General features: G+C 50.8%; 21 protein-coding genes. 5 read left to right on the forward strand and 16 right to left on the reverse strand.

The genetic code is table 11. The features are described from left to right. Positions 1-375: 375 nt before the first annotated feature. The 4 genes from AB5443_RS05735 (at position 376) to AB5443_RS05750 (ending at position 3,524) form a co-directional block, all read left to right on the forward strand. Positions 376-2,112 carry a ParB/RepB/Spo0J family partition protein gene (locus tag AB5443_RS05735; RefSeq protein WP_008782488.1) on the forward strand — a complete coding sequence of 579 codons (1,737 nt, stop codon included), beginning with the start codon at positions 376-378 and terminating at the stop codon, positions 2,110-2,112. A gap of 442 nt (positions 2,113-2,554) precedes the next feature. Continuing rightward, on the forward strand, positions 2,555-2,830 hold the full coding sequence (locus AB5443_RS05740) for a hypothetical protein (RefSeq protein ID WP_004320502.1): 276 nt from the start codon (positions 2,555-2,557) through the stop codon (positions 2,828-2,830). Positions 2,831-2,837: 7 nt separating this feature from the next. Beyond that, positions 2,838-3,110: a hypothetical protein gene (locus tag AB5443_RS05745; RefSeq protein WP_004320500.1), complete on the forward strand. Its 273-nt coding sequence runs from the start codon at positions 2,838-2,840 to the stop codon at positions 3,108-3,110. A gap of 33 nt (positions 3,111-3,143) precedes the next feature. Further along, positions 3,144-3,524 carry a hypothetical protein gene (locus AB5443_RS05750; protein ID WP_004320499.1) on the forward strand — a complete coding sequence of 127 codons (381 nt, stop codon included), beginning with the start codon at positions 3,144-3,146 and terminating at the stop codon, positions 3,522-3,524. A gap of 102 nt (positions 3,525-3,626) precedes the next feature. On the opposite strand, the gene AB5443_RS05755 is transcribed toward AB5443_RS05750, so the two are convergent. Together AB5443_RS05755 and AB5443_RS05760 are read right to left on the reverse strand one after the other, a co-directional pair. After that, positions 3,627-3,749, reverse strand: a complete 123-nt coding sequence (locus AB5443_RS05755; RefSeq protein WP_004320497.1) for a Fic family protein — start codon at positions 3,747-3,749, stop codon at positions 3,627-3,629. A gap of 89 nt (positions 3,750-3,838) precedes the next feature. Next, positions 3,839-4,021 (reverse strand): hypothetical protein, encoded by a 183-nt coding sequence (locus tag AB5443_RS05760; protein WP_008782490.1) that lies wholly within the window; start codon positions 4,019-4,021, stop codon positions 3,839-3,841. Between the two features lie 148 nt (positions 4,022-4,169). Here AB5443_RS05760 and AB5443_RS05765 point away from each other — a divergent pair, with 148 nt between their 5' ends. Continuing rightward, positions 4,170-5,384 (forward strand): PDDEXK nuclease domain-containing protein, encoded by a 1,215-nt coding sequence (locus AB5443_RS05765; protein WP_004320495.1) that lies wholly within the window; start codon positions 4,170-4,172, stop codon positions 5,382-5,384. A 107-nt stretch (positions 5,385-5,491) separates the two neighbouring features. Here the strand turns inward: AB5443_RS05765 and AB5443_RS05770 are convergent, their stop codons facing one another. Genes AB5443_RS05770 through AB5443_RS05835 form a run of 14 tightly spaced genes read right to left on the reverse strand, consistent with a single transcriptional unit; the run spans position 5,492 to position 18,897 of the window. Then, the gene (locus AB5443_RS05770) at positions 5,492-7,678 is read right to left on the reverse strand and encodes a type IV secretory system conjugative DNA transfer family protein (RefSeq protein WP_008782491.1); all 2,187 of its coding nucleotides are present in this window, start codon (positions 7,676-7,678) and stop codon (positions 5,492-5,494) included. A gap of 28 nt (positions 7,679-7,706) precedes the next feature. After that, a complete protein-coding gene (locus AB5443_RS05775) occupies positions 7,707-8,363 on the reverse strand; it encodes a hypothetical protein (RefSeq protein WP_008782492.1) in 657 nt (218 codons plus the stop codon). A 25-nt stretch (positions 8,364-8,388) separates the two neighbouring features. Further along, a complete protein-coding gene (locus AB5443_RS05780; protein ID WP_008782493.1) occupies positions 8,389-8,913 on the reverse strand; it encodes a hypothetical protein in 525 nt (174 codons plus the stop codon). After that, a complete protein-coding gene (traN, locus tag AB5443_RS05785; RefSeq protein ID WP_008669736.1) occupies positions 8,910-9,761 on the reverse strand; it encodes a conjugative transposon protein TraN in 852 nt (283 codons plus the stop codon). Before traN ends, AB5443_RS05780 begins: the two co-directional genes overlap by 4 nt. Positions 9,762-9,781: 20 nt before the next feature. Next, complete coding sequence (locus AB5443_RS05790) at positions 9,782-10,585, reverse strand: site-specific DNA-methyltransferase (protein ID WP_016278608.1); 804 nt, start codon at positions 10,583-10,585, stop codon at positions 9,782-9,784. 11 nt (positions 10,586-10,596) lie between these two features. Beyond that, positions 10,597-11,748: a conjugative transposon protein TraM gene (gene traM / locus AB5443_RS05795; RefSeq protein WP_016278607.1), complete on the reverse strand. Its 1,152-nt coding sequence runs from the start codon at positions 11,746-11,748 to the stop codon at positions 10,597-10,599. Between the two features lie 7 nt (positions 11,749-11,755). Next, the gene (locus AB5443_RS05800) at positions 11,756-12,238 is read right to left on the reverse strand and encodes a DNA N-6-adenine-methyltransferase (RefSeq protein WP_016278606.1); all 483 of its coding nucleotides are present in this window, start codon (positions 12,236-12,238) and stop codon (positions 11,756-11,758) included. A gap of 10 nt (positions 12,239-12,248) precedes the next feature. After that, on the reverse strand, positions 12,249-12,629 hold the full coding sequence (locus AB5443_RS05805; RefSeq protein WP_004301338.1) for a hypothetical protein: 381 nt from the start codon (positions 12,627-12,629) through the stop codon (positions 12,249-12,251). Between the two features lie 12 nt (positions 12,630-12,641). Continuing rightward, positions 12,642-13,256 (reverse strand): conjugative transposon protein TraK, encoded by a 615-nt coding sequence (gene traK, locus AB5443_RS05810; RefSeq protein ID WP_004320476.1) that lies wholly within the window; start codon positions 13,254-13,256, stop codon positions 12,642-12,644. 3 nt (positions 13,257-13,259) lie between these two features. Continuing rightward, positions 13,260-13,655 (reverse strand): hypothetical protein, encoded by a 396-nt coding sequence (locus tag AB5443_RS05815; protein ID WP_004320474.1) that lies wholly within the window; start codon positions 13,653-13,655, stop codon positions 13,260-13,262. Positions 13,656-13,696: 41 nt separating this feature from the next. Next, the gene (locus AB5443_RS05820) at positions 13,697-14,830 is read right to left on the reverse strand and encodes a membrane protein (protein WP_008645383.1); all 1,134 of its coding nucleotides are present in this window, start codon (positions 14,828-14,830) and stop codon (positions 13,697-13,699) included. A 12-nt stretch (positions 14,831-14,842) separates the two neighbouring features. Then, on the reverse strand, positions 14,843-15,610 hold the full coding sequence (locus AB5443_RS05825) for a DUF5045 domain-containing protein (protein WP_004320453.1): 768 nt from the start codon (positions 15,608-15,610) through the stop codon (positions 14,843-14,845). Positions 15,611-15,628: 18 nt separating this feature from the next. Continuing rightward, positions 15,629-16,354 carry a hypothetical protein gene (locus AB5443_RS05830; RefSeq protein WP_004320452.1) on the reverse strand — a complete coding sequence of 242 codons (726 nt, stop codon included), beginning with the start codon at positions 16,352-16,354 and terminating at the stop codon, positions 15,629-15,631. Further along, a complete protein-coding gene (locus AB5443_RS05835; RefSeq protein WP_234440117.1) occupies positions 16,351-18,897 on the reverse strand; it encodes a hypothetical protein in 2,547 nt (848 codons plus the stop codon). The genes AB5443_RS05830 and AB5443_RS05835 overlap by 4 nt, the downstream gene beginning before the upstream one ends. Positions 18,898-18,904 lie beyond the last annotated feature (7 nt).

The following is an 18,904-nucleotide window of genomic DNA, read 5'->3' on the forward strand; positions in this document are numbered from 1 at the left end:
GACACACGTCCACAAGGTAGCGGTTTTCCCATTTATATCCCCTGACAGTTTACCTGTTCTATTCGCCTCTTATAGCTGCAAGGCTGCATTTCCCTTTCTATCCATTCCGCTTACCGCTTGTCCGGTCTCGTTCCTGCCATCGCCGGTTGGTTTTCCAGACGCAAATTTGGACTGCCGCGCTTGATTTCACCGCTTTGAAGTGCATTTCTCGTAAAATTCTTCCTTTCCTTGAAAGAGTAATTTTCCGGAAAAAGCGTTGAAAATAGCTTGTTCGTCAGTCCCTTGAAGCATCTGTAAATCCCAAGCGGTTCAGGCAGAAAAAAGAACCGAAAAGAGGGATAAAAAAGAAAATCAATTCAATAACAATTAAATTTTATGATTATGGCAACAACAGCAGCAGCCCAAGCAGTAGAGAAGAACATCACATCGGTAGCATTGGCAAACATTCAGCCAAGTAACTACAACCCACGCAAGAACTTTGACGAGACAAGCCTTGCGGAACTTGCCGAGAGTATCCGTCAGCAGGGAGTGCTTCAGCCTATCGGTGTGCGCCCCATTGCGGACAACCGTTTCGAGATTGTCTTTGGAGAACGCAGATACCGTGCTTCCCTCATGGCTGAATTGACGGAAATTCCGGCTACCGTCATGGAAATTTCCGACGAGACAGCCGAGGAAATGGCAATCACCGAGAACCTGCATCGCAAGGATGTTACCCCGATTGAGGAAGCCAACGCCTACCAAAAACTCATAGACAGCGGTCGCCACGATGTCCAATCCTTGACCGTGCAGTTCGGCAAGACGGAAGCGTATATCCGTACACGACTTAAATTCGTTTCCTTGATACCCGAAATCGCCTTGCTGTTGGAGCAGGACGAAATCACAATCAGTGTGGCAAGTGAAATCTGCCGTTATGGGGAAGAGATACAGCGTGAGGTGTACGACCAACATCTGAAAGAGGGAGTGCAGTACAATAGTTGGCGAGGCATGAAAGCCTCCGAGGTGGCACAGAGCATCGAACGGCAATATACCGCAGACCTCAATCGCTATTCATTTGACAAAACCCTTTGTCTTTCATGTCCCCACAATACCAATAACATGATGTTATTCTGTGAGGGTAGTTGCGGAAATTGCGCCAACCGTGCTTGCTTGGTGGAAATGAACACATCGCACCTTACCGAAAAGGCTATGCGGCTCATGGAACAGCACCCTGCCGTTCCCCTCTGCCACGAAAGCTACAATTACAATGAAGCTGTCATCGACCGACTTACCGCTATGGGCTACGAAGTGGAAAGCCTTAAAACCTATGCAACGAAATACCCCGAAAGCCCCCAAGCACCTCAAAAAGAGGATTATGATACCACCGAGGAATACGAGGATGCAGAAAAGGATTACGGGCAGGAATTGAACGGTTACACCGAAAAATGCGAAGCAATCCGCACCCGAAGCGAAGCAGGAGAAATCTCCCTCTATCTCCGTATTGAGAGCAACGACATTACACTGTGCTATGTTGCAAATACCGCTACCACCGTAAACGGTACAGCAACCGAAATGCCGCTTTCACCTATCGAGAAGTTGGAAAAGCAGGACAAACGCAACAAGGAGATTGCCCTCGAAAAGACCGTTGAAGACACCAAAAAGCGGATTTTAGAGGTCGATATGTCAGAGCGCAAATTTGGACAGGACGAGGAGAAAATGGTGTATTTCTTCCTGCTCTCCTCACTCCGCAAAGAGCATTTCAATGAGGTGGGAATTGAAGATAAAGGTTCTTATTACTACCTTACGAGCGAGGACAAAATGCGCATCATCGAGAACCTTACCGCCAAGCAGAAAGCCGTTATCCGCAGGGATTATCTGATTGCCAATTTCAAGGACGCATTCGGTAACAACGCCACAGCCTCCCTGTTGCTTGGCTTCGCCCAAAAGCATATGCCCGAAGAACTTGCCAATATCCAAGACGGATATAATGAAGTGTACGAAAAGCGGCACCAACGCATTAAGGAAAAAAAAGCCGCTTTGCAGGAACAAGCCACGCAGGAAGCGGAACAACCCGATGAACCGCAACCCGAAGCGGAAGCACAGACCGAACCGCAAACGGAAGAAATAGCTGCCTGACAAATGTTGTTGTCATAACGAATAGGGGGGGGGGAAATCCGCCCTCTATTCATTTTTGTATGCTCCGGACAAAGGACCCAAGTACCTCTTTTAACTTTCTGACGAACCCGTCACCACCCACCCTTCCTCCATTCATAGCTTTCGTTTCCTCTTTTTTTTACCATTTTCAACTTCCCTTTTATAGCGTTTCCCCAGCTTCATTCCCTGTCAGCCCCGGTTTGGTTTTATCAGATGCAAAGGTCGGCCGTCGCGCTTGATCCGGCGGCTTGAAATGTATTTCCTGCAAATTCTTCCTTCCCTCAGAAAGAGTAATTGGCAGGAAAAGCCTCCCGTATGAAGCTGTACCGACAACCGTTTACCGCATCTATAAAATCCCAAAGCGGTTCCGACAGAAAGGAATCGAACGGAGGGAATAAAAAACAAATCATTAAAATTCAAGATTATGGACAACATCAAGGAAAGCAAGGAGTACCAGCTCGCCAAAGACTGGGAAAGAGCAGTGAACGATTACGGCTTCAATCCCAAACGGTTTGCAGCCGCTATCCCCGAAATGCACCCCACGCTGCAGCAAAGCCTTTACAGGTTGGTAAAGGAGTGTATCGTGGTCATGGCAGACGAGACACGCAATTACGATGACCGCAACCGTGCATCGCACGAAGAAGCGAAGTGTATCATGGAATACCTCAAGGCAAACGGGAGACATATCCCATTAAGATAACAGGCGTATGAAAACGAAAGAACTACAATTTGACGGCAATATCTACATCTGCCGTATCGTGAAATCCAACGAAGGTGAAGAACTACTTATCGGCTCTACCGCTCTGCTCGATGCACTTCATCCGGGCAGTTTCGAGGACGAGAGCGAAGGTTTTGCAAGTAAGGAAGCCGAACAAATATATGACGAGGTTTTCTTTTTCGCCGATGCGAAGACCCTCAAATTACCGGACGATGAACTCATCACGGAATTAAAAGAGGATAACCCCGAATGGTTCAACTAACATAAATCAATAATCATATTAAAAATCAAAGTTATGGATAAAGAGTATGTAATGCACATCGCACAGACCATCAAAGAACAATTACTGTCATTTACCCCCATACCCGTCTTTATGTCGTGGGGAGTCAGCGAATTTGTCGCTACGGTATTCCAAGAATTACCGGCACTGCGGCTGAAAGTAAACGGACGGTTACACGCCGGATATGTCGTTATCGCTCTCAACGGCTCTGATTACTACGAGGTCTATCTACTGAAAGAAGATGATAGCAATGCAAAGTGTGTCAATGAAGAAGTCTGCTTCGACGAACTGGGCGATGTTATCGACCGGGCTATCGAAAGCGGTACAGACAAGGAGGAATACGATAAATTCTGCGACCGGCAACTTGCCGAACTTTTAAGCGGTACACGAGCTTAAATAAGCGAACTACCATATAAATAACACTGCCCCCATTTTCACGCGGGCAGTGTTATTTGTATGAGGTTGGATGCGTCCAAGCCGCAATATCCTATTATAAACTTACTTTTGAAATTCTTGTTCCACTTTTACCGTTACATACATCTGGTTACGGCTTGTGGGATTGTCCGGCTCCGTCATTTCCAATACCCCTGCACCAATCATCGGATTGATATAGACCTCCATAAGATTTTCCCTATCTTTCAATCCTAAATGTTGCAAAATATCAGATAGGGATTGCGGCTCAACACAGAACTCCAAGATTTGCTCTTTTCTCAAATCCTGCTTGCGAGGTTTTCTTGTCGGGTTTTCATCCCTAACTGCAAGGTCAGCACAACATAGTCCGGACGTGTTTCCTCGGCTACAGTAGGAAGCGGCCAACCCAAAGACTGCCAACCGCTCACAATCTTATCCACACCGCTACCGGCTTTCTCGGCACGCCCCAGACACATGAACATCTAAGTGAGTAGATTGGCAGCAAAGCGAGTGCAGGAAACCGGAACGCTAAAAATACCGAATAAGACCCACACGGCACTATAATATGTTGGCATTCTGCCCTGTATATCCCGTATTTTTCGTACCTTTGCGGCACAAAAACGTATGTATATGGAACAACAAGTTATCCCATCGGATTATACACAATATGCAGAGGCAGTAGAGATAATCAAACATGCCATCGAACGCTGCCGGTATAGAAGTGCGGCTGCGGTCAACAAAGAAACTCTCTCGTTGTATTTTGGAGTGGGGAAATTCGTGTCTGAAAATTCCCGCATCGGCTGTTGGGGTACTAAAGCATTGCCTACCATATCAAAGCTCCTTCAACGGGAGTTGCCCGGTCTGCACGGCTTTTCTGAATCGGGGTTGAAACGGATGCGCTCATTCTATGAGGAATGGAGGACGTTTTTAATTCGTCCAACAGTGTTGGGCGAATTGGAAAACCATTCGTCGGAAAAGGGTACGGCTTTAATTCATCCAACAGCGTTGGGCGAATTGGATATTGACGAGCATCTACTGCTGCAACTTATCGGGCAACCGGTCAATACCGAATTTACCTGGGACGATTTTGTCAAGATTAGCTTTTCACATCATATTGAAATCCTGACTCGTTCAAAAGACATCGCAGAACGATTGTTCTATATCCATTGTGCCGCTCAAAATGCGTGGTCGCTATCCTCTCTCAAAAATTACTTGAAAGAAGACATCTATTCAAATCGCGGATCTTTGCCGAGCAACTTCCTTCAAGTGCTGCCCGAAGCCATTTATGCCGTAAAAGCGACATTGGCGTTCAAGGATGAGTATATGCTCGAAATGGTTAATCTGGAGAATGTGGGAGAACGCGAACAGGACTGGAACGAAAAGGTCATCGAAAACCAAATCGTAACCAATATCAAGCAGTTCATTCTCCGTTTTGGAAACGACTTCACTTTTATCGACAGTCAGCATCGCCTGATAGTTGCCGGAGAGGAAATGTTTGCTGACCTTGTATTCTTCAACAGAGAACTGAATGCCAGCGTAATCGTGGAATTGAAACGGGGCAAGTTCCGCCCGAATTATCTCGGACAGCTTAGCGGTTATCTGACTGTATATGATATGACCGACAAGAAACCGCACGAGAACCCTTCAATCGGTATTGTCCTATGTCAGGATGCCAACCGCCAATTTGTCGAAATCATGGTGCGCGACTATGATAAGCCTATGGGCGTGGCGACATACCGCACAGCCCAAGAAATGCCGGAAAATTTGCGCAAGACTCTACCGGACATCGACAAATTACAAAATCTGCTGTCGGAAAACGATTCCAAATCGGAAACTGTCAGATGATTCATTTACGTCCGCAAAACCGGCTTTATGCCCACAAGATTTTGGGTAACTGAAATTGAATATAAAAATCCCTGCAATAACCACGAAATTATTGCAGGGATTTTGATTTATTTCGCCCCACGCTTGTTCAGTACATCCGCTATCATGTCTTTTACGTCCTGTCCGACTTGTATGAAATTTTTATACAAGATGCGTTCCCGTTCCTCCCTCGACTTGAAAGTGTAGAACTTCGGTAGAGGTACATAGGCCGCTTCCTCCGCTTTTATCTCCCTCATATCGAAATCCGTCTTGCAGAAGAACTTTGTAGTCTTGAACTCTTCCGATTCCTGAATGTTCATCGAGCCTCCCGTACCGGTTTTCGTCTTCACGAAATCCCTGGCCGTCTGTCCGCAAATCCATCCCGTCGCCATATCCGAAATTTTCGAGGCGGGTACAAGGCTGTCCATGTTCTCATTGAGATTGATACTCGTTTTGTCCCGGTCGATGGTTACACCTTTCTTAACTTGTACCACTTTACCGAAAATGTCATTCGACAGCCATTCCAATGTCTCTTTCGAGCGAGCCGAACCGCTCACCACGTTACCCACCGTCGTGATGATTTTTTGCATTCCCACTTTTCCGTAGTCAGCCTCCAACTGCGGCAACTCCTGAAAACCCAATGTCACGCTTACCTTGTTGCTTCTCGCCGTACCTATCAGTCGGTCTATCTTGTGGAAATACAGTGTCGGCAGCTCATCCACGATGATGCTGACCGGAATATTCTTCCCCTGCCCGGTGTTCACACGGGTAACGAGACGGTTCAATATCAGAGCGTTCAACGCTCCGATGATACTTTCCATTTCCGGATCGTTGGCTATCAGCAGATAACTGGGTGACTTGGGGTCACTAACTTTCAGGTCGAAGTCGTCCCCATCCTTGTGGAATATCCAGTAGGATTCTTTGGTGGCCAAACGGCTGGTATAGACACGCAGCGTACCTATCATACCTTCCAACTGCTCCATCGCCTTGTTCTTGAAGGCCGTCTGGAACGGGCCGAGCAACGGCGCGACCTCGTTGTCCGTCTCCAGTACCTCAAAAATAGTCTGGTAGCTCTCATTGAGAAATGAAAGGATATGCGGCATATCCGAGTATTTTCCCAGCCAATAGGCAGGCTCCACGATGCTGCCACCCTCACGGTCACGAACGACACCCGTCGGCTTCCAGAACTTCGTCTGCGGATCTTGCCGTTTCTCCGCATACAGTTTCTTTCCGTTTGCATCGTAGGGTTCCCGCTCGTAGTTCACGAAAAAGTAGATACAGGCGGCAAGAAAGTTCACGGCAGAAGTCTGAAAGAACTGGTCACTGCCTCCGCCTCCCTCTTTCTTGCCTTTCTGCAGGGATTCCAACAGGGTTTCCGCCGTTTCGCTTGCCGCCGCAAGATTATTGATGTACTTTGCCTGAATGGGGTTCACCCGTTTGCTGTACTCCACATCCACGAAGTTGATGATGTTGAACTTACATCCTTTTGGCACTTTGCCGAGCTTCTGGTTTTTCTTGTAATGATAGTAAAGTTTAGTGGCAAGTGTCGGAAATTTGTAGTCATAGACCACCATCGCAAAGCCCTTGGCACTATGTTGGCGGATGAACGGTTCTATGATGCTGAACGTCTTACCGCTGCCCGGAGTTCCGACTACCCATGTTCCTCTGAAACAGTTGCTTATCGACACCCATCCCTTGCGAAATTTACCTTTGTAATAGTACCGCATCGGTATATTCACGCTATACTGGTTCTCAACCTTCTCTTCGCTCTGCTCGAAACTTTCATTCTCGAAGTTGAACCGGTCTTTACCCAGTCCCTCCTTTATGAACTTCGAGATGTTATCCAGTGCGATATGTACCAATATCACACCGACAAGCGTGGTCGCCATGTAGAAGATGATATTTAGTGGCAACGTGTAGAGCCTCGTTTCCATCGGATGATGGTACAACCACACGGAGAACACAATCAGGAACAGTCCGCTGATTAGCGGATATAACACCTGTCTCCGGGCATCGAACTCCAGATGCTTCTTGTTCCTCGTGCCGATACAGGTGATGCAGATAAGCAGGAACGTCGCAATCTTGCTGTACACAAGATTACCGTCATTGTAAATCATCCACCGCTTGATGCGCCCGTGAATATCAATCAGTATGCCACCCCAGTGGTCGAGCATGGCAGGGTCGATGGCATACTCGAAGAACTCCATCAGCACGGAGATATAGATGACCGCACGGAATATCTTGTAGAACCCTTGTAATTCTTTGCTTTCTTCCATTGTCTTTGTACTTTCCCTCTTTTCGTTCCTACCTGTTCAGTGTGATAATCGGCCTCACCTTGTGTGCCTGTATCTTCGGGGTCTCCTGCATCGCACCGCTTCCTGTGGAGTAAAGCCATGCTTTCGCCGTCTCTTGTCCGGACACTTCCGTCGATGTCCAGTACCAGCAGTCGTTTTCATCCAACGGCAGCGGATGGCCGCCACACCGTTCGATGACAGGATTGACGGTTTCCCGGACGGCATACAGCAGCCGCATTTGTGCCACCGACGGGATATAGGCACTCTGTCCGTACCGCCACAGGTCGAAGACCGCTTCCGCCATAGGCGAAGCCGTCTCCCTTGTGTCGTACAGCGAAAAGGTGTTCATGTTCCCGTCCAATGCCCCGATGTCGGCCGACGTCCCTTGTGCGACACCGAGGCTGTCGGCGAATGCCACCGGAGCGATGTCCCACAGGTAAACCGCATAGCCGTTCCCTTCCGTACCTTCACGGCGTTCGGTATCAAAGACAACCGCTATTGCCCGCTTCCCCGATTGTTCATACTGCGCATAGGACAATGCCGTGCCGTCCTCGCAGAGAATATGCCCCGGACGTACCGCCGTATCGGGTACGTCGATATGAGCGTCACAGGCAGCGCACAATACCGCCGCCACTGCCATTGCAAACCATTGAATCTTTCGTATCATGTCATTTCCGTTTTTTGTTTTTCCTTTATTTTATCGGCAGTTTTACACCCAGCACGATACCTGTCCGCAGCAAATCCGCCCCTTTTATCATCATGTCACTCTTGACCTGCCAGAACAGTGTGCATCCCGACCGCAGTACATAATTGTGCTCGTAACCCACATGGATTCCGGCAAGAAACTTGTTCGTGTCGCTTCCTGCCGAAGCTCCGATACGCAAGTTGCCGTAATGGTTGCGTCCACGCACCACACAAGGTTTGTACGCCACACCGAAACCATAAGTGCGGTAGTTGCGCCAGAAGGATTCCGGACAAATATGACCGCAAGATTTACATTCCGTCCATTTCAGATAGCCGTTGGCGAAGAACTCCCACGCATGACGGTAGTTCATTTCATGCTCGTAAGCAAGCGTTACGTCCATGCCGTTCTCATACAGCAATCCCACGCCGAGCGAGAGGCGGCCGCCGTTGCGTTGCGCATGGGCATTGGTGGCAAACCCTATGCAGACAAGCATCAGTAACAAAACTATTTTCAACGTCTTTTTCATCGTCATTCCTCCTCCAATAAAGCTGTGTTAAATGAATCAGCCGACAGCACATCCTCGTAGTCGATGTTAAGGCTGATATTGCGCCCGCTGATTTGTTGTTCCGTCATTTCGATGGTCAGCAGCTTGTCGTTCGGAAAGGTCATCTTTTTCACGACAATCACATTCCGGTAGCCGTGCTTGAACGTCTTGCCATGTTCCAATACCAGGGCAGGCGTCAGCTCGATGGTCTGCGCGTTAGTTGCCTTCGAAAGTTTCTTGTCCGACAGTTTCACCCGTATCTCGTCGATGTCGAAACGGATGTTCGTTTTGTTCTCGATGGAAAAGTCGATGAAGAAGTAGTCGCCCACCGAGTAAATGTTGTTCAGGCGCATTACCATTCGGTGCGCCTTGGTCGCCACGTTGCGGATTTTCGCGGGCGAGTTCCACACCCGTCTTGCAAAACGCACCATGTCGGCTGTGGACATCGAGACCGTAGGATTGTTGTAGGCATCCCGTTCCTGTAGCTGAATTTCCTTGTCTGCCACCGCCTCGCTTATCCGCGTGGTGTAGATGAGTGCATACTGCGTGCGATAGCGTTCCGTTACGATGGTGACGATGGCCAGCACTTCACCGTCCTCGTGTCCCGTCTCTTTGGGCTTCAACCGGATGATGTTTTCAATGGGTTGGTCGCCCGCCACCTTGTCGGTGGAAATGTCCACGAAGCGGACCGGCTCCGATGCTGTGATGACGGTCGTTACCTGTTCATTGACCGTCAGCCGTTCCATCTCTTCGTATGTACGCTGAGCCTGTGCGTCCCGTGCGGCAAAAAGTCCAGCCGCCAGAAGAAATGCCGTTACAATTATTTTCCTGTTCATATCGTTTCTGTTGATATTTTTTATTTCTTTATTTCCCTTATTTCGCTTTCTTTAATCCCATGACCACGTTCCAGTTCCTCCCGAATCCGTCGTCCGGCAATTTCGCAATACGTCGGCTCAATCTCGAATCCGATGTAATGCCGTCCCGTGCGGATGGCGGCAATGGCGGTCGTACCCGAACCGATGCAGTTGTCAAGCACCACATCGCCCTCGTTGGTATAGGTGCGTATCAGGTACTCTATCAAGGCTACCGGCTTCTGTGTCGGATGATAGAATGCTCCTGTCTTGTGTTCCTTGGGTATGGAAATGACAGAGGTCGGGTACTTGTCTTCGGCAACACGTACCGGAGCCAGTTTCATTTCACCGTAACAGCGGTTCGTGAAACCGTCCGTCTTGCGCCGTCCATGATTTTTCCGTTCCGGTGGACACGGCATCATCTGAGGATGATATACCGGCTGACGGTCGTAGAACACGATGATATCCTCATGCTGGCGTAGCGGCATCCGGTTGGCATTCAGGTGACCCGTTACCCGGTCTTTCCGCCACACGAGGTTATACCGCCACATCCGGGGTTGCGAGAGCATGAGCCGCGCCGAGAAGATGCCCTGCGCAAAGAGGATAACGGGGCTTCCCGGCTTGGTAATCCTGCGGTACTGTTCCCACAACGCTTCGAGCGGTATCTGCCTGTCCCAGTGTGCCGCCTTGTTGCTACGGTTCAACACGCCGTAAGGCAAATCCGCTATCACGGCATCGACACTGCCGTTCGCCATGAGCTTCATGCCCTCGATACAGTCCATATTATATATGTTGTCAATCTCTATCATGTTTTCCGTTTTTACTGTTTCTCACGTCCGTTCACCAGATAGACGAAAGTGCCGTATTTCAGCTTTACCTTATTCTTTTTGATAGCCTTGCCGATGGCGTTGCTCGTTTTCTGGTAGGCATTCGTAGCAGCTTGCATTCCCCATTGCGAGAGACTGTTGCCGTAACTGCCGGTATTCATGTTCAGATTCCCCGACACCGCACCGCTTGCCACATCCTTGCTCGTTTCCCGGAACTGGCTGTTCGGTACATAAAGCCCTTCCATGCCGTCCGTATCGTAAAGGGACAGGCTGACCTTCACCAGTTCGTCCTCGATGAGAATGCTGGTGATGTTCCCCTTCACACGCCCCGACGAGAAGCCGCTCATGGTGGCATACAGATACGACCCTCGTTTGACCACGCACTCGTTGATCTCCACGTCGTCGAGCAGACGCAACCGCACACGCGAGCCGTCCATCGCCTTGATGTCCTCGTCGATAATGGCCTTTATCAGTTTCGGTTCACGGGCATTGACCGCAAGCGTATTGAAGTAATCCGAAGCCGTCTTTACCTTGCGTACCACTTCGCTGGGCGGTTCGTTCTCTGACGGGGCTTTTACCGAACGGCTCTCTTCCTCTATTTTTCCCTTGACCTCTATGGTTGCCGTCGTGGGTTGCGCCGATGCGGTACTGTCCGTATCGGTCGCCGGTAATACCTCATTGCGTCCTCTCAACCTTGCTTCGGCAAGGGCTTTCTCCAGTTCCGCGAGAGCTTCTTGCTCGCGTGTCTTGGCATCGGCAATTTGCGCTGCCGCAGCCTTTTCCTGCTGTTGCTCATCGAGCAAGGCGATGTCGTCCACCGTGTATTGCGATTCATATTCTTCCTTGTTGTCATCGGGTTCATCTCGTTCTATGTTATCCACTGCGGAATAATCCTGTATCTTACCCCATGATTTGGCCATGTTCTCGTACTTGCTGCCTATGCCGTCACCGCCTTTAAGCCGGGCATCCGGCAAATCGGGGTTCAAAAACTCCGTTGTCTGCAGCGTCTTGTCCGGAATCTCCGCCGTTTCGGTATGAAACAGGTCGAAGATGAAGTACGATGCAACCAGAAGCGGGATATACAGGACAGCCGGAAGCATATACTTCGGCTCCCTGAAATTGATTTTATCAAATATCTTCATCATACATCTTTTAATTGAGTTGTACATACTTGCCTTCAATGCTGCAGTTTTTCAGCACTTCTGCGTTTTCCACTCCGAATGCGATCAGGATGCTGCCGCAACCGGGAGAATCGCCGCGTGTTCCGTCCGGGCGGTAAAACCGGATGCGGTGGCGCAGGAATTTCATGCCCGTCGCTTTCTCGAAAATGACGTCCTGAAACATTTTGGAATCGCAACGGTTGAACAACAGCGCGATTCCGTTGCCGTGTTCCGCCAGCTTTCGGACAAACTGTTCGATAAGGGGACGCGAGTACGGAGGATTGAGCCATACACGCCCTTCCCATTTCAGGGACAATCCGTTCATGTTCCGGTCATACATGACTTCGGCGGTCGGCCACAACGGACGGACAGGGGCGCAAGGGTCAAGGTCGAACCTGCCTAACGCTTTCAACACTTCCTTCGGGGTGTACCATTCGTCCGACGAGCGGACTGATTTTTCAAATCGTGTATTCATAAGCACTCCTTTATTGCGGTTCATATTTCTTGTTCTCGTTCCGATTTTCCCTTATTTCACCCCCTTGCAGCCTCTTGTGTCTTTCCCGTAGCACCGAATCCTGCATTTCCGTCGCCGTGCGTGTCGGCCGGCTGTTGCGGTATGCCATTGTAATGCGATAGATGTTCCAAGTGAACCCTCCGATAGCGAAACCAAAGACGATGACCAGAAAAAGTATCCGGTGTGCGTTGGCGAATCCCTGCACCTTGGCGGCAGCCTTGTCAATGCGTGTCGCTTGGGCGAACTTTCGTCCAGCGGACACCTCCCGCTCGTAACGGTCTTTGTATTTCGGATCGTTCTTGTCCGGCATCTTTTCACCGAAGAGCATCCGCCTGAATCCCTTGATATTCATAAACTCCGTTGTTTAGTAGTTGATCTTCGTTTTCTGTTCGATGTCCTTGTTCAGCAGGGTTCGCCAGTTCACGATAAGCAATCCGTGCGGGTTGTTTTCTGTTCGGGGCACACGCTTAAGTTGCCCCGCCGTGACCAGTTCCCGCATGAGGATGTTGCTCCGCCGCTCAATGCGTTGCCGTCCGTAGTAAGTGAACTCCATCTTCTCCTTGTTGAAAGCCACGCTGTCACAATAGATGGAGAACACCGAACTCGTACCCAAAATGTTGGAGTAGAAACCCTTTTCCTTGAGCGTGTTGTATTGTGCCAACCCCGTCTCATCCACCAGATACATCGCTTTTTCCATCGTATAGCGGATGTATTTGTCATCTGGCGGTAACGTGAAAAAATAATGGTGGAACATTTCCACATGGCTTTTAGCTTCCATGTCAAGCGTTTCGTCCATTGTCGTGCGGTTCACGAGGATAGGCACGTTGCCGTCCAGCACATACACCTTCTTCTGCGCATCCGAGACCATCGTCCGGGCTGTCCAGATACTTGACAAGCTGATGATGACACATCCCACGAGAAAAGCGGTACAGATGATGCCCACCAGTCTTATTTTGTTTTCCAAATTCTTGATGACCATCGGTTATTCCCTTTTACCGTTCAACATCTGTACATATTCCGTGTGCAGCATGGGTATGACCGCATCCCGAAGTTCCGTCAAAAGATTCTCGAACTCCGCCGAGAATATCTCCACGTAATAGCCCTGCATCTCCACGTGGACAAGCACCCACCAGATTCCTCTTTTGCGCTTACCTGCGTTCCGCTGCAGCAGGGCAAGACGCAGCTTGTACGTCAGGTACGTCACCAAGGGGGCGATGTACCGGTCGTCGTACTCGAAGGCTTCGTCCAGTTCTTCATACTGCGGGTCGATGCGGTGGTTTTCCGTCACCTCGCAAACCTCTTTTCTCGCTCGTTCCTGTGCAAAGGACATGAATTTCTCATCCTTGCACCAACTTTTGATTTTCTCTTGCAATTTCATGTTGTTATGATTTTTATTGGGTTTATATTATCTTTTGCGGATTATCTCATGATGCCGCCCAACCCTCCGGTTGCCGTCATCTTCGCCTGCTGTGCCACGCCCTCGCCGAAGTTTCGGGTAGAGAATGCCGTGTCGCCCTCCGGTATCATCCATGCCGCCAAGTCCGGAACAAGGTTCAGGCACTTGAGGGCTACAATCGAAGCCGCCATCAGGTAGCCTGCCGAGAAGAACGAGTTTTGCAGGTAGGCAGCCATCGTCTGCTCGCTGGCGGTTATCGCCGTCAGGTTCTCGATTTGGATGCACAATACAATGTCAAAGAGCAGCAGCACATAGAAGCCCACGAAGTAGAGCATCGCCCCGTAGAAATGCACCGTCAGATAGCGTGTCAGCCACTTCGCCCAAGCACCTTCCCATTTCGGCAGGATGCTGAACGCCCACTGTATCGGTCCGAAAATCGTCAGCATTCCCAACAGGATTTGTTGGCAGTAAATCGTTGCCCACCAACCGATTCGGAACACCACGAGAGCAATCAACATGATGATTTTGTCTATCCCCACGATGACTCCTGCCGTCAAAGACGTGAACCACAACTTCGCCGCATCCTTTTCCATGCTCGTCACTTCGTCCACGCCGGTCTGCTCCATTGTCGCCTCTATCAGGTTGGGATCGGATGTGCCCGTGTGGGCGACATCCGCCTGCGCCTGCAGGTTCGTGTACATCGTGTCACGCACATGGATGAGCTGTTGAACTTCCTCGAACCTGTCCGATATCTGTGAAGCTTCAGCTTCGTACAGGTCATGGGTGTACGACCCGATGCAATTCGGGATGTAGGACAGAAAGTCCAGAAAACACCAGTTGTTCCGGCTCCCCGCCATACCCGTGTCCGCAGGCGGATACCACCAGCAGATGATAATCGACACGGCAAGCGGCCTAAACAGCTTCATAACGTCCAACGGCTCGTGCTTTACCATCATCTTGTAGGCGATACCTGCCGCCATGACGATGGAGAACAGTGCCGCGAGTGCCATGCACATCTGCAATATCCACCAAAAAGGACCCTGCGCACCGGTAAAAGTCGCGTCCGTCAGAAACTCGTTGGTCTGAAAGATGACATCATCTATTTCCTCCTCCAACAGGTTGATGCCGAAATCCGAAAGTATATCTCCGTTTGCCATAGCCCTGTCTTTTTATTTCCCTCTGTTTACACTCTCGTTGTCATCTTCGCCGTTTCCGTTGCCGCCCGATTGCGAGCCACGCACCGCAAGGCGTGATTCCTGCCACCGGCTCATGGCATTGCGGACAATGCCGCCCTTATGCAGGGTACGGTTGTCCGTTGCGTTCAGCAGTGTGCTTGTTGCCGTTGCGTTCTGACGCTTGGCGAGGTAGCTCACTAAAATCTCGTTCTGCCGTGCCACATCCTCGTAGATGCGCAGATACTCCTTCTTTCGCTGGGCGTTTGGCATATAGGCGTCTTTCGTGGCGTTGATGGCGCACTGATAGACGTGGTAGTATTCCGTCCACCGTTCCTTGTCGGCCGGAGTACCGCCGGACAGGAGAATACGGTCGATGTTGCGCCGGAACCGGTCCATCTGTCTGCTGACCTTATCGCCCTCGGCAAGCCACGCGATGTCCGCCTGCCGGTCGGCAACGTTCAACGCCTCGACCTTCGCCCGCTTGACCAAAGCCGAATCAATGGCTTCCGCTTCGTCCACCTGGTTGTAGAGATTGATACCGGCAAGTGTGCGGAACGAGAGCTTGTTTTTGGCCGCCGCCGACTTCTTGTATTTGTTGTGCAGCACGGAATAATAGAGGTCGGGCGAGAGTGCGCCCGTACCGGTTTCCATGACCGTTACCTGATTCTGCTTCGGCGAATCATGGTTGTACGTTACATACTGTGCGTGTACGGCTGTCGTTACGGTGACCGCCACTGCCATGAGTAATAGTTTTCTGTTCATATTCTTCTCTTTTTGTCGTTAATAATCCAGTCTTCCGGCTCCGCGCCAACGCCCGAAGGCGTCATCGAGAATCTCCCGCATGGTGCGGGAGCGATATACCTTTGCTTTCCAATAGCCGATGCGCACTTGAATGTACCGCCATGTCTCGAAATAGGCCCGGTTCAGATGCCGCTCGATGTTGTCCAATGAGCGGTTGATGGCCTCCAACACCATCAGCAGGTCGGAGGTCGAGCAGGCTGCCGCTCCGGTGGCATACAGCACGAGGTCGCTCACGGACTTGTAGAGCTGTTCCCCCTCACGGGCAATCGCCCTCAGCCCCCTCGCATTGATGGAGATAATCAGGGTATCTGCGGATTCGATGCGTCCACGTTTCAAGATCTTCGCATTGAAATCCTCCAACAACGATTTATAGTCGCCGATACGGTCGCTGACCGATGTATAGGTATTCTTGACGTTCAACACCGTGCGCAACGACTGGTACATGACGTCGATGGCATCGAACGCACGGGTGTATTTGTCAAGGTCAATATTCAACTCTTTATAGTCCCCAATTTCTTTACAGCTGTACTCGTGCAACAGCTTGTTGCTGTACTCCAAGGTGCTACGAGCCAACAGCAGGCTGCGCTGCTTCTTGTGGTCGTTGATGTAGGCTTCGACGGAGACTATATCGAAAGTCCACTGCGCCTTGGCGATACCGGGCAGCAGGGCGAACAGCACGACGGCAATCTGTATGGTACGTTTCATGGCCGTACCTCCTTTCTGCTATTCCTGCTGTTGCCGCTCCGAAGCGTCCGTGCATTCTCCACCCAGCGGTCATGGCATTCCTCCACGAGTGTCAGCCTACGGCCTTCGTCCGTGTCCAGTCCGAGCTGCACATCCTTCATCACGTCAAGGATGCTCCGCTTGTAGTGCATCATCTTTTCCAGCGATACCAAGTCGGCATATATCTTGGTGATTCTGCTGTCCACCTCTCGCGCTATCTCAAGGCGGTCGCTTGACCACAGCAGATGGTACACGTCGCCTGATGGCGTTTCTTCCGTCGGTGCGCTGCGGGCGTATTCCGTCGTGATTTTACAGGACGGATGTTCACGGGCGATTTCGGCTATCCGGTCGTTTACCAGTTTAGCCTTTTCCGCATCCGAAAGTCCCGGATCAAGGGTCAGCACGTCAGCGACGTGTGTGTCCGTATATTCCGAAGTGAGTTCCCACTTGATTTGGATAATGGTACGGTGTATTTTTATGCCGAGAAAATATTTCGGCTTGCGGGCAATGGAGACCGTAGCCCTGAATGTGATGATACCGTTGATATTCGGCATGGTCGCCTTGCGTACATACGAGTAGCCGTTCCATGCTCCGCCGTCCTGCCAAGTAAGACCGTATGCCGCCTTGCAGTCCTGCATGATGGCAGGGATGCGGTAATAGTCATCCGTCGCCACGCTGTTGTCGTCTGCGGCATCCGACTTTGCTTGGGCATAGTCGGACTGTTTCTTCTTCCATTCCGCGAGTTCTCCTTTCAGACGGTCTATCCGTGTCTTGTTCGCGTTGTACTGCTGCCGGTAATTCGCCGCATCCTCAATGCTCGCCGTACTGATTTTCTTCAGCAGGACAGCGTTCTCGTTTTCCAATGCCCCGATTTGCGCTTCAATATTGGCCGCTTGGCTGTTCGCCTCGTTCAATAGCGCGTCCAGTTCCGAAAGGTCGAGGTCGTTTTCCGTCACCGAGGTCTGCATGGCGCACTCCTTGGTGTGGGCATTCAACGAGCTGCCGCACTTGCGGCACTTGTACTGTGTCGAGCCTTGTCCGAGCGTAACCCCGTCGGAACAGGTCACGCTGATGGTCACGCTCTCGCATCCCTTCAATTTGGCTGCGTCCGTTGCTTGGTAATAGTTCCGCGCACCGGAAGATATATAATAGGTGTAGCCGTCCTCGTTCTCGTTGAACTCCGCAAGCCGGACATTCAGTTGCGCCCGAAACGTGTTCAAGTCCATCGAGTAGGAATCGAAGACTTCCTCATAGACGACCTCTTCTTTGTTCCAGTTTTTGCTCACATGGATTTCGTATGCGTATGCCTTTTTGGTCTGCTTGTTTTTCTTGCTGATGATATAGGCACTCATCCAATAGTTGATGCTGTAGCTGAACCCGTCGTTCTGGTTGTTCAACTGCTGCACGCGGTTTCTTGACCAACCGGCATATCCTTCCGAGTTGGCAAGTACCTGTTCCCGTTGCGAGGCATCAGGATAGAAATTCGGGTCGCTCGTGTTGAACCGCACCCATGCGCCCCCGTTCAGGATGCTGTTGTCGTCCGTCGGAGGATAGTAGTCGCACAGCGATACGCTCCCTTGGTCACGCCGGGCAATGTACCACCGCTGCGTGTAATAGTTCCCCATCGCTTCGTCCAGGTAGTCGGTCATCCATGCCGTGAGGTTGTAGTTGCTGAAGTTGAACAGACCGGCCACGTTGTCCGGACCACCCACCATGTCAATCAGCAAGCCGCTGATGTCATGTTCCGCCTGCTCGAATAGACTCCCGTAGTGTTCATACAGGTTGCCGATTTCTTCAACCTTTCCACCCAGCAGGTCATGGAACGAGCTGCTTTGCAACAGGGCGTCACCAAGATTGGCAATGCCTGCCGTTGCAAGGCCGACCCCCGTGTTATAAAGGTTGTCGAGGTCGCTTTTCAGGTTCTCGTGGGTGAAGTTGCCCGGTATGCGGGCGAAGTTGTCCATCATCCGCTGCCAGTCGATGTTTCCCGTTTCGGAGAGTTTCAGCAAGGGGGCAATTTCCGGATTGATTTCGAGAAAGGCGATGTCCGAAAAGGTCAGCGTGCTGTTGGTCACCACGCTCTCGAACTGCATACACAGACTTTTGGTATCATCGCAGACTTTCATCAGGTAACTGCCCCAATAGATAGCCGTTTGCGGCGAATGGAGCATCTGCTTCGCCACCACCCATATCTTGGGCATGATTTTCTCCGCCACCATCCGGTAGATGCGCCGGTAGTAGTAGTTTTCCGTACGGCTGTTCCAGATGCCGAGGTCGCTCAGGGCTTTATGCTCCAAGAACTTGGCCGCGAATATCCCGGCGGTAGCGACCTCCGCTGCCGTGTAGTGCTTGAGGACGTCATCGACCTGCTCCCGGTAGTACCCTTCGGCGACCGCTTCCGTACCGAAGGCAGCCACCATCGCCGCAACGGTACGGGTGTCGTAGTTCACGCTGTAATACTGGGCGTGAACCGTCTGGCAGAGTGTGACCGAGGCGATGGTCAGGATAAGGAGTAGTCGTTTCATGGCTGCA

The organism is Bacteroides sp. RTP21281st1_H5_RTP21281_210402, assembly GCF_040918965.1.
In the GTDB taxonomy this organism is placed as follows: domain Bacteria; phylum Bacteroidota; class Bacteroidia; order Bacteroidales; family Bacteroidaceae; genus Bacteroides; species Bacteroides congonensis.

Coding starts and splice junctions, on each gene's coding strand:
- traN (WP_008669736.1), bottom strand. CDS start 9,761: ATGAACAGGAAAATAATTGTAACGGCATTTCTTCTGGCGGCTGGACTT.
- traM (WP_016278607.1), bottom strand. CDS start 11,748: ATGATGAAGATATTTGATAAAATCAATTTCAGGGAGCCGAAGTATATG.
- AB5443_RS05830 (WP_004320452.1), bottom strand. CDS start 16,354: ATGAAACGTACCATACAGATTGCCGTCGTGCTGTTCGCCCTGCTGCCC.
- AB5443_RS05800 (WP_016278606.1), bottom strand. CDS start 12,238: ATGAATACACGATTTGAAAAATCAGTCCGCTCGTCGGACGAATGGTAC.
- AB5443_RS05825 (WP_004320453.1), bottom strand. CDS start 15,610: ATGAACAGAAAACTATTACTCATGGCAGTGGCGGTCACCGTAACGACA.
- AB5443_RS05815 (WP_004320474.1), bottom strand. CDS start 13,655: ATGAAATTGCAAGAGAAAATCAAAAGTTGGTGCAAGGATGAGAAATTC.
- AB5443_RS05745 (WP_004320500.1), top strand. CDS start 2,838: ATGAAAACGAAAGAACTACAATTTGACGGCAATATCTACATCTGCCGT.
- AB5443_RS05805 (WP_004301338.1), bottom strand. CDS start 12,629: ATGAATATCAAGGGATTCAGGCGGATGCTCTTCGGTGAAAAGATGCCG.
- AB5443_RS05765 (WP_004320495.1), top strand. CDS start 4,170: ATGGAACAACAAGTTATCCCATCGGATTATACACAATATGCAGAGGCA.
- AB5443_RS05760 (WP_008782490.1), bottom strand. CDS start 4,021: ATGTTCATGTGTCTGGGGCGTGCCGAGAAAGCCGGTAGCGGTGTGGAT.
- AB5443_RS05770 (WP_008782491.1), bottom strand. CDS start 7,678: ATGGAAGAAAGCAAAGAATTACAAGGGTTCTACAAGATATTCCGTGCG.
- AB5443_RS05790 (WP_016278608.1), bottom strand. CDS start 10,585: ATGATAGAGATTGACAACATATATAATATGGACTGTATCGAGGGCATG.
- AB5443_RS05835 (WP_234440117.1), bottom strand. CDS start 18,897: ATGAAACGACTACTCCTTATCCTGACCATCGCCTCGGTCACACTCTGC.
- AB5443_RS05780 (WP_008782493.1), bottom strand. CDS start 8,913: ATGACGATGAAAAAGACGTTGAAAATAGTTTTGTTACTGATGCTTGTC.
- AB5443_RS05755 (WP_004320497.1), bottom strand. CDS start 3,749: ATGGAGGTCTATATCAATCCGATGATTGGTGCAGGGGTATTGGAAATG.
- AB5443_RS05750 (WP_004320499.1), top strand. CDS start 3,144: ATGGATAAAGAGTATGTAATGCACATCGCACAGACCATCAAAGAACAA.
- AB5443_RS05775 (WP_008782492.1), bottom strand. CDS start 8,363: ATGATACGAAAGATTCAATGGTTTGCAATGGCAGTGGCGGCGGTATTG.
- AB5443_RS05740 (WP_004320502.1), top strand. CDS start 2,555: ATGGACAACATCAAGGAAAGCAAGGAGTACCAGCTCGCCAAAGACTGG.
- AB5443_RS05820 (WP_008645383.1), bottom strand. CDS start 14,830: ATGGCAAACGGAGATATACTTTCGGATTTCGGCATCAACCTGTTGGAG.
- AB5443_RS05735 (WP_008782488.1), top strand. CDS start 376: ATGATTATGGCAACAACAGCAGCAGCCCAAGCAGTAGAGAAGAACATC.
- traK (WP_004320476.1), bottom strand. CDS start 13,256: ATGGTCATCAAGAATTTGGAAAACAAAATAAGACTGGTGGGCATCATC.